The 9649-nt window shown below is 47.9% G+C and carries 10 protein-coding genes and 1 other annotated feature; of the genes, 5 read left to right on the top strand and 5 right to left on the bottom strand.

Features of this window, described 5'->3' with window-relative positions; genetic code table 11:
- Positions 1-546: 546 nt before the first annotated feature.
- The gene (gene tyrS, locus EKM71_RS10035) at positions 547-1806 is read right to left on the bottom strand and encodes a tyrosine--tRNA ligase (RefSeq protein WP_125574481.1); all 1260 of its coding nucleotides are present in this window, start codon (positions 1804-1806) and stop codon (positions 547-549) included.
- 57 nt (positions 1807-1863) lie between these two features.
- Positions 1864-2062: a binding site (T-box leader), on the bottom strand.
- Positions 2063-2107: 45 nt separating this feature from the next.
- A complete protein-coding gene (locus EKM71_RS10030) occupies positions 2108-3469 on the bottom strand; it encodes an Nramp family divalent metal transporter (protein ID WP_125574482.1) in 1362 nt (453 codons plus the stop codon).
- Positions 3470-3675: 206 nt separating this feature from the next.
- Here EKM71_RS10030 and EKM71_RS10025 point away from each other — a divergent pair, with 206 nt between their 5' ends.
- Positions 3676-3915, top strand: coding sequence for a hypothetical protein (locus EKM71_RS10025; protein ID WP_125574480.1), 240 nt, complete (start codon positions 3676-3678; stop codon positions 3913-3915).
- On the opposite strand, the gene EKM71_RS10020 is transcribed toward EKM71_RS10025, so the two are convergent.
- From EKM71_RS10020 to EKM71_RS10010, 3 genes are all read right to left on the bottom strand, one after another.
- Positions 3912-4301 carry a MarR family winged helix-turn-helix transcriptional regulator gene (locus EKM71_RS10020; protein WP_125574479.1) on the bottom strand — a complete coding sequence of 130 codons (390 nt, stop codon included), beginning with the start codon at positions 4299-4301 and terminating at the stop codon, positions 3912-3914. The two genes, EKM71_RS10025 and EKM71_RS10020, sit on opposite strands and share 4 nt — an antisense overlap.
- A gap of 147 nt (positions 4302-4448) precedes the next feature.
- The gene (locus EKM71_RS10015) at positions 4449-5927 is read right to left on the bottom strand and encodes a helix-turn-helix domain-containing protein (protein ID WP_125574478.1); all 1479 of its coding nucleotides are present in this window, start codon (positions 5925-5927) and stop codon (positions 4449-4451) included.
- Positions 5928-6025: 98 nt separating this feature from the next.
- On the bottom strand, positions 6026-6268 hold the full coding sequence (locus tag EKM71_RS10010; protein WP_125574477.1) for a hypothetical protein: 243 nt from the start codon (positions 6266-6268) through the stop codon (positions 6026-6028).
- A gap of 231 nt (positions 6269-6499) precedes the next feature.
- On the opposite strand from EKM71_RS10010, the gene EKM71_RS10005 reads away from it, so the two are divergent.
- The 4 genes from EKM71_RS10005 to EKM71_RS09990 all read left to right on the top strand — a co-directional run bounded on the left by EKM71_RS10005 (position 6500) and on the right by EKM71_RS09990 (position 9529).
- Complete coding sequence (locus EKM71_RS10005) at positions 6500-7720, top strand: glycosyltransferase family 2 protein (RefSeq protein ID WP_125574476.1); 1221 nt, start codon at positions 6500-6502, stop codon at positions 7718-7720.
- Between the two features lies 1 nt (position 7721).
- Positions 7722-8012, top strand: coding sequence for a hypothetical protein (locus EKM71_RS10000; protein WP_125574475.1), 291 nt, complete (start codon positions 7722-7724; stop codon positions 8010-8012).
- Positions 8012-8896, top strand: a complete 885-nt coding sequence (locus tag EKM71_RS09995; protein WP_164504787.1) for a polysaccharide deacetylase family protein — start codon at positions 8012-8014, stop codon at positions 8894-8896. The genes EKM71_RS10000 and EKM71_RS09995 overlap by 1 nt, the downstream gene beginning before the upstream one ends.
- A gap of 129 nt (positions 8897-9025) precedes the next feature.
- Entirely contained in the window at positions 9026-9529 is a 504-nt protein-coding gene (locus EKM71_RS09990) for an LURP-one-related/scramblase family protein (protein WP_164504786.1), read from the top strand.
- Positions 9530-9649 lie beyond the last annotated feature (120 nt).

Below are 9649 nucleotides of genomic sequence, written 5' to 3'. Positions count from 1 at the left end.
TCGATTGTTGTTACTTTTGTTATAAAAGCGAATTGACTTCGCAAATATTGTTTGGGTTTGATACCAAGTATCAAACCGCCCTACACATATTTGGTTTGTCGAAACAATGTTCAGTTTTCAAAGGTCTACCAGCTGTTTGCCGAAGCAATCAGCTTAATTATCATACCATTCTACCGGTACGATGTCAACGAAAGATTGACGTATCAATATTCCGTAACGTTTGTCTGTCACATAAGCAACAGCTTAATTAATATAACATTTCGCCATCGTCTCTGTCAATAACTAATTTCAATCTTTCAAATTGGTCTAGTTGATGACTTGCTGTGACAACGTCTATAACTATACCAACCCTAGACCCCTACCGTCAACTAAAAATTGAAAATTAATTCATCTTTTTTCAAAGACAAATCTTATAGTTGAAAGCTCTTGAATTGTTAACTGACGGCCGTGTGTTTCCTGCTTTTTCTTCGACGATCATTCGCTTTTATTTTAGCTTCAAAAAAGCCCAATCACCATTACTGGCAATTGGGCTCACTTATTCAGAGTTTAATCAGCAATCCGCACTAAGAAATAACGTTTTTTCCCGCGACGGATAATCACAAACTTACCGTCAAAAGCACGCTTAGGGTCAACATCGGCGGCCACATCCGTGACCTTCTCACCATTAACCCGAATCGCACCGTTCGTGATATCTTCACGGGCCTGACGCCGTGAAGATTCAATCTTTGTGTCATCAACTAACCATTCAACGATGTTCTTCATTTCGGAACTAACTGTAACGGATGGCATCTTCTTGAAACCTTGCTCGATTTCACTAGCAGACAGGTCAGCCACATTACCAGAGAACAGCGCCTTGGTAATATGTTCAGCTTCAACTACCGCTTCATCCCCATGAACAAAGGCCGTGACTTCTTCAGCCAACCGCTTCTGTGCTTCACGCTTCTCTGGATGCGTTGCAACGGCCGTCTCCAGCTCCTTGATTTGGTCTTCATCCAAGAAGGTGAAGTACTTCAAGAATTTGACAACATCACGGTCATCCGTGTTAATCCAGAATTGGTAGAACTCGTAAGGTGAGGTCTTTTCAGGGTCTAGCCAGATGTTGCCCCCCTCAGACTTCCCAAATTTAGTCCCATCAGCCTTCAGCAATAGTGGGATCGTCAGCCCGTAAGCTTTAGCCTCAGCACCTTGTTCCTTATGGATCAAGTCAATCCCAGCGGTAATATTCCCCCATTGGTCGGCACCCCCGATTTGGAGTTGGACATCTTCAGCCGTAAACAAATGAAGGAAATCGATCGATTGCAGGATCTGGTAAGTAAACTCCGTGTAAGAAATCCCAACTTCTAACCGTGAAGCCACAACTTCCTTATTTAACATGTTATTCACATTAAAAAGCTTCCCATAATCACGCAGGAAATCCAAGAGAGAGAGCTTAGATAACCAATCGTAATTATTCACGATCTTAAAGGTCCCATCCTGTCCAAAGAGATGTTCCATCTGTTTTGTCAGGCAATCTTGGTTATGACGAACTTGGTCCATCGTTTGTAGAACCCGTTCCGCCTTCTTACCTGAAGGGTCACCGATTGACCCCGTGGCCCCACCAATAACAATGTATGGCCGGTGGCCAGCCAGCTGGAATCGTTTCAAAATCATGAAGGGAATCAGGTGTCCAATGTGCATGGAATCCCCAGTAGGGTCAATTCCGGCATAGAGACCCACTGCCTTTTCGTTTACCAGTTCACCCAGCCCGGCTTCATCCGTTTGCTGGTTAATGGCACCACGCCATTTTAATTCATCAATAATTGACATCTGCAAGTCCTCCTAAGGTTTATTTCCAATAAAAAAAGTCCCCAATGACTAATAGTCATCAGGGACGAATTGAAATCCGCGTTACCACCCAAGTTGTTGTCACTTTGACAACCGCTCGTCATTGTTAACGGAATGACCCGCCGAACACTCGGCCGCTCCACAGGGTAATTCGTGATGATGGTCGTCCTAACTCTCAGCGCCGTTAGGTCTCTTAACCGGTGCCACCCTCACTACTGTACTGCTTCATTGCTTATGATGTGATCATACCGGCCCATCCCCGAAAAGTCAATACATGGCCGGGTTAAAATAACCCACTGAGACTTTCCCAAACGATCTGAAGATTCAGGATAGTTAGAACGGCGGTACAGACCCAAGCCAGGATGGTCACCCACTTCTTGTTGACATATTCCTCACCCATAATCTTCTTAGAAGATGTGAAGACTGTCAGCGGAATCATGGAGAACGGTAGGGCAATCGATAGAAAAACCTGTGAGTTGACCAGCAAGTGATCCAGTGCCGCCTCGTTCCCTCCATAGATAATGGTGCAGACCACAACGGGAACCACTGAGACCAGTCGGGTCACCAATCGCCGAACCCACAGTGGAACCTTCATATTGATAAAACCTTCCATAATAACTTGTCCAGTCAAAGTCCCGGTAATCGTCGAGTTTTGTCCGGAGGCTAATAAAGCGACTGCAAACAACGTCGATAAGAGTGGTGAGGCTACCGCTCCGGCCAGTCGGTTATCCTGTAAGGCTGCATAGAGGTTTCCAAACGTGCCCAACTGATCGGTTGCTTTACCGAAGAACATTGCTGCCCCCAACAGTAACAAGAGGCAGTTGATAATGAATGCGCCGAATAACTGAATGTTAGAGTCCCAGGTTGTAAATTTCACTGCCCGCCGCATTTCATCCGGATCCGTGCGATCAAACTTTCGGCTCTGTGAAATGGAGGAATGCAGATAAAGGTTATGTGGCATCACGGTTGCCCCCACGATCCCCAGGGCCATCGTCAATTGCCCCGAGTGCATGATTTCCGTCCGCGGAACCAGATTAGCCACTGCTTCTCCCATATTAGGTTGCGCAATAATGACTTCATAGGCAAAGACCACCAGAATCACAGCAATCAGACAAACTACGATAGCTTCAATCTTTCGGAAACCTAGCTTGGTTAATACTAATAGAAGTAACACGTCAAAAACCGTCAGGGAAACCCCCAAGATCAGGGGAACGCCAAAGAGTAATTGCAGGGCAATAGCCCCTCCAATCACCTCGGCAATATCCGTGGCCATAATGGCTAGCTCGGTCACCACCCATAGGATGGCCCCAATACGTTTGGTGGTATGTGCCCGCGTCGCTTGAGCCAGGTCCATCTGGGTCACAATTCCCAGTTTAGCCGCCATGTATTGCAGTAACATCGCGATTAAACTCGAAATCAAGATCACGGACATTAACAGGTACCCGTACTGAGCACCCCCACCGATTGACGTTACCCAGTTACCCGGATCCATGTACCCCACGGCAACCAGTGCTCCCGGCCCAGAGAAGGCCATCAGGTTCTTCCAAAATCCTTTACTTTTCGGAATGGCAACCGTCCCATTGATCTCTTGCAAGGACGGCCCGTTTGCATAACCGGTCTTTTCCGTTGAAACGATGTCGCTCATGTTTTTCACGCTCTCTTTCTCTTTAGCTATCTCATCATTATACTGGCACAAAAGGGTTTGTAAAGATTTATTTCGATTGACCAAACTTTTATTTTATATAACCCCATAAATAACTAAACCTAAAAATACCCCCGATCCTTGCAATTCAGATAAGGCGCGCGGATAATAGTCAACATCATATTTTTTCAGAAAGGGGCTGCTGACGCATGAATCACACAAAATTCTTTCTAGAAATGCTCGCTCCCATCTTCATCGCTGTTCTGGGGATTGCTGGTCTCAATGCCGTGATCACTGGTCGGGTGACCGCCACGGCGGTTGGGCTCACTATCTTAGGCGTCACTGGCCTGACTGTAACCGTAACGAGTGGCCTCATTGCCGATCTCTGGGATCACTACCAGACGGCCTCACACCCCTTGAATGACCAACAAAAAACCGGAAGACCTTAACTGGTCTGCCGGTTTTCTTCTACTGCTGTACTTTTTAAATGTTGGAGGGTTACCGCAAGTTGATCAGGCAACTCCCGTTGAATCACGGCCAGCTGTTTCTCACCTGCGGGCGTCAACGTCAAGTAACGCCGACGCCGATCACACGAGATCACCCGCTGACTCAGATAACCGCGCTTACAGAGATCCACCACCAAGTTAGAGGTTCGCGTCGCCGAAAAGCCCAATCTTTCCGCGGCCTGTGCCACAGTCAACTGGTCTACAGCAACGTAATTTAACAACTCACACTGGGGTAAGTTCAAGTCAAGGCTGGCCAGGGGCTGATTGTAACACTTAGTTACCAGTCCATAAATTTGTGTTAACTGGCGTAACTGCGCTTCCTCCACCATCATTTTCCACTCCAATTTTTATCTATGTATCCGCTTTCATTGTAACACGAATAGGGTTTGTGCTCTATGGCCTTTCCACCGCAGCTTGAAATCAGCGCCCCTAAAAAAAAGACTCAAGCAAGCGCCTGAGTCCCCTGTCATCACTTTTTAGTCTGGTTGGTGACTTCGATTATTGAAATCTAAAGCAAATAACGACAGATCGTGATGGCGTAACACGCCAATCAACCGATCCAAGTTCTCCCCATAGGCAATCTCTTTAACCCAATGGAAAGACTCCAACTGATGTTGTTCAGCAAATCCGGCCGCCAACGGGTCCACACCATAAATGACCAGGTAATTCCCCCGTTGTTGGGGATCAATCCTCGTCTGATCAGTTAGCAAGCTCAAATGTACAATTCCACTGAGCAATCGGTTAAAGATGTCCGTGGTGACCCCAATCATGTCGTAAGTCACCAGAATTTCGACCTTCGCAGCCGTCAGTGTCAAGCCATTGGTGTACTTACTCAGGTAGCGTTGAACCAATCGTAAGTCAGCAGGAATGACTTGCTGGGGATACAATCTCTGCATAGACTTTGCAATCGCCAATGCCGCCGCCTTCGATTCATCAGTTGGCTGATACAGCGCGGTAATTTCTGGTCGTAGCAAAGGATCCACCCGAAACAGCAACATGAACTGACACAAAGCAAACAACCAATTTGCAAACCAATTACGTCCAGTGGCATAGTCGCTGAGTGCTGGCACACCTGGCGCCAACTCATAGCTACCAACATGTTGTTTCAAAGCCAAGTACAAGCGCACCATAGCATGTGGCTGCAAGGCTCGTACAAAATATGGTGAGCTCGTCAGCAGATAATCCAGCGGTGCCAACTGTCGTAGCGCTACCTGAGGCGTAACCCCTAGTGATACCTGCAGCACGCCTGCCAACTGCCGCAGATCTACCAGATGACCAATGGCAAATCGTAGCGACTTGTACCGGTGGCCTTGCGACCACCGCAAGACAGCTACCGTAATTAAAAGTTCCCGGCGTTGTGCCAGGCTGGCGGATTCTTGATACAACTCATCATTCGTGTAAGTCTCAATTAACGCCCGACGCACTGGCTGCAAGGCTACCGGAATCGCCGGAAGTTCTCCGACTGCTGTAATCGTGGTACTGAATAGCATGAAATAAAGCAGCTCAATCAACGCTTCATTTCCGGTCACACGCAGCGGATTCGCCGCAAACTGTAGGTCATACTGGGCCAGTTGTTGTTTCATTGGTCGAATCCGCCGGTTAAAGGTTGAGGAACTGATCTGGTGTTCCTCGCAAAAGGCGGCAATTGTCGGATATTTTTGGGTTAGGGTCGCCATCATCATTTGATACGGTAAACTTGTCGTGTACAGCCAATGGCGATAACCATCCATTGTGACTGCCGTCTGAAGGTCATCCTTAGTCAACGTCGTTTGGGCATCTAGAACTTTCAAGTCTGCTCGCAAGCTCAGCAACACGTGATAAGCCCGTGAGTAGCTCACGGACGTCGATTCCGCAAAGTCGGTCAAATTAAAGTGCCGTCCATGGTCATTCATAAAGGTTAACAGCTGAATCTTCAGAATTTCCCGTGCTGTTAACATCGCAAAGTCAATCTTCACTTTACTTCACTTCACTTTTCAATCGGCTTGATAATATAGACAAGGCCCCCTTGCCCGATGGGCCAAAGGGGGTCTGCCATGTTTATTTAACAACCGGACTAATCGATACTGGTAATGGTGATGTTACGTTCATCAAAGTCTGTCAGCGTTTCCTTTAAGATAATTCGCGGGTCATCGTAACGCACACCTGGTAAAGCGCTACTCAGATAATTTCCAGTCATGCGACCTTCAATGACCTCTGGCTGAATTAACACATCCTGGCCAACGTCCGTGGATAGCGTGACACTTTCACCCGCAACCAACCGGTCCACTAATGGTAAAATTGGCATTTTTTGCATCATTCCGATCACCCTCCAATTCTTATCTTTCCACTCTTCATTCTACCACGGTGACCCGTAAAAATTCCCGTCGATCGCTCGAGTAAAAACAATTAAAAATAAATATAATCATTAAAGCTTACGTTTTTACCACAATTCAATTCCATCATTTCACCCCCCGCCCTAGCATGCTATGCTCTAGATCAAGTTTGTTAATAGCGTTTATGTTCAATATTGGGGGAGAAATTTAAAGTTATGTGGTTTAACAATCTAAGTACGGCCTTTGTGGTCGGTTATCCCATCTTTGTTTCGATCATTTGGATTACCGGCTGTCTGTTTTCAAGTCTCTATCGGCAGCACCAATCACGCACCCTGGTCAAGCCCGCTGAGGCTCCATTTGTCTCGATTCTAGTACCGGCCCACAATGAAGTTGCCACACTAGAAGAGGCGATCCAGTCCTTAGCTGCGTTGGACTACAGCCATTATGAAGTGGTTTTGATTGATGATTGCAGTAGCGATGCCACACGAGATCTCATGATCTCACTCAAAAACCAGTGGCGTGAACAACTCGATATGACCATCGTGGCACTGCCGGTGAACCAGGGGAAGGCCAACGCCTTAAATCAAGGCCTACAAGTAGCTCGGGGAGACTACCTCGTCGCTATTGATGCCGACTCGTTGCTATCACCGGACGCCGTCACCCAATTAATCACCACGTTGATCGCCCAACCGGACTATGGTGCTGTGACGGGGAAACCGGTCGTCCGTAATCGTTCCAATCTGTTAGGTCGCCTCCAACTTTTGGAGTACATTGGGGTGATCGATCTCATCAAGAAAGCGCAAGCCTATCTAACCGGCAGCATTACCACTGTTTCCGGAGTCATCGTCGCTTTCCGTCGTGAGGCACTGGTTGCGGTTGGCGGCTGGAACCCTGACGTCATGACCGAAGACATCGACGTCACCTGGCGTCTCTACCGGCACCACTGGCGCGTCGCCTATGAGCCGCGGGCCATCTGCTGGATCTTGGTTCCCGAGCGTTTACGCGGCCTGATTAAGCAACGTCAACGCTGGTCACGGGGCGGCCTTGAAGTCCTGGTTACCAATTGGCGCGGTTTCTACCGCAACCCTTGGGGCCAACGTTTCCTTCTATTGGAGACGGTCGTCAGTAATTTATGGGCCGTACTGACGGCGTTGAGCGTCGTCAGCTACGCCATTCAGCTGCTCTTCCTTCACGGCCTGGATTTGGATGGCAATCTTCTCGTAATCCTTTTGCTTCTGAGTGGAATCCAATTTACTGTGGGTTTCCTGTCCTCACAAGTGACTGCCAAACTTGCAGTCCCCGAGTTATTACTCGTTCCGGTCTACGTCCTCTACTACTGGATGGTCAACCTGGTCAGCTGTCTTTCAGCCATTGGCTCTTACTTCATTAGTCCACAACGGACTGGCACTTGGCGCAGTCCAGATCGGGGAATTTAACATGCAAAAACAACCAATAGATCCTATCATTCGCCATCAAACCAGTCGTTTCAGTCGTTACGTTCGCGGAGCCGTGCTGACAGCCCTTTGGGGGTTTGTTGCAACGATTATCTTGGCCAATATTAGTTTTAAAGCCGGCTGGTACAGCGATACGTTGGTCAGTCTTTACCTCCTGTTCAATTTGAAAACTCACGCCGACGATCACTTGTTGGCATTGATTGGCCTTCTGCTTATCCTGGTTCCCATTTATGCCGGTTGGCGATGGGCCTGTCTAAAAAAGGAGGAACACTAATGTCGCGTTTATTCCGTAAGAGCCTCTTAGTGAGCCTGCTGGTTACCCTCCTCTTCACTCTGGGCTGGACCGCCCACCGACAGGCCGATCATCAGCAACACATGCAAGCTGGCTACGCGTTACCCGCCCAATACCAAAAGGTCAAAGATGGCATCATGGTCTTCTGTTACCACCGGGTACTCCAGGATAGCCTACCCACACGACTGGTTCAGGGCCTTTCAAACAATTCCCAACTCCACGAATTCAACGTGCCGTTGGACCAATTCAAATCACAAATGCGATTTTTAAAGGACCACCACGTACAAGTTATCTCCGCTAACACCATGACCCAAATGGTTCAGGCGGGGAAACCAATCCACGGCAAATACGCTGTGTTGAGCTTCGATGACATCGACCGCACTGTCGTCGACAATGCCATCCCCGTGATGAAGCACTACAACTTTCCCTTCACAGCCTTCATTATCACTGGGAATACCGGCGAATACCGCGAAGGCACGCAATTAGCAACTTGGCGTCAGATTCAGACGGCTCAAAAGTCTGCTGGATCCCTCATGACTCTGGGACTACACACGCATAACCTGCACCATTTGAACGCCCGTTTTCAACCCGTGTTCATGCAACCACATTTTGTGGGCCGGTTTCAAAAGGATTTCAAGCAATCCAAACAGGAATTGACACAACATACCGGCATTGCCGCAACGTCATTTGCCTTTCCTTATGGTTCAGGTACCACCCAAATTAATCAATTCCTAGCACGTCAACGACTTAATTGGGTGGCTACCCTGAACTCCGGGATCGTCACTGACCAAACCGATCTCAACGCAACACCACGAATCGTGGTTAATCAAGAGAGTTGGCCATCCATGAAAACGTGGTTGCGCTAAAGCCAACTACTCAAAATCAGCCCCCCGCCCTTCCTTGAACACTCGGCGCGTGGGGCCTTTCTTTAGTCGAAAAAATCGACTATGATGGTTTTAAGCACTCAAACGTCAACTCAAATTGGAGGGAAAAACATGCACAAACTTTACCTCAATCAGAAGGTCTTGGCTCTGCGAGACAGATTCGCTATCCTCGACGAACGTGACAACCCCGTTTATCACGCAGTCGGCAGTGTCTTCCGTATTCCGAAACACTTCGATATTCTCGATCTCAACGACCGTATCGTGGCCAGTGTCACTAAGAAACCCTTCGCCCTGTTACCCCAGTTCACGCTGGAGATTGATGGTCGATCAGTGGCGACCATTCAAAAACGCTTCACCTTTTTGAAACCTCGCTATGATCTAAAAGCAGCTGGTCTCACGGTTTCTGGTGACTTCTGGGATATGAATTTTGACGTTTTGCGCCAAGGAACAGCCGTCGGCCAGATTCGCAAACGGTGGTTCAGCGTCGGTGACAAATATGAAATCACCATTTTTGATGACCAAGAAGAGCTCCTACTGGTTGGCCTGGTCATTGCCATCGACTACGTGAAAAAGCAAGCAGACGCTGCGGCTAGTAGCGCAGCAGCCAGAAATTAGGATCTAATCACGATATTAGCGGCTCATAGCGGCATCACAGAATACTTTTCGCCAAATAAAACTGGTAAGCATAATTGGGAGATTCCCTAACCATGCTTACCAGTTTTTAATTTATTTTTG

Source organism: Levilactobacillus huananensis (assembly GCF_003946145.1).
GTDB lineage: Bacteria > Bacillota > Bacilli > Lactobacillales > Lactobacillaceae > Levilactobacillus > Levilactobacillus huananensis.
This window is presented reverse-complemented; position numbering and strand designations above follow the sequence as displayed.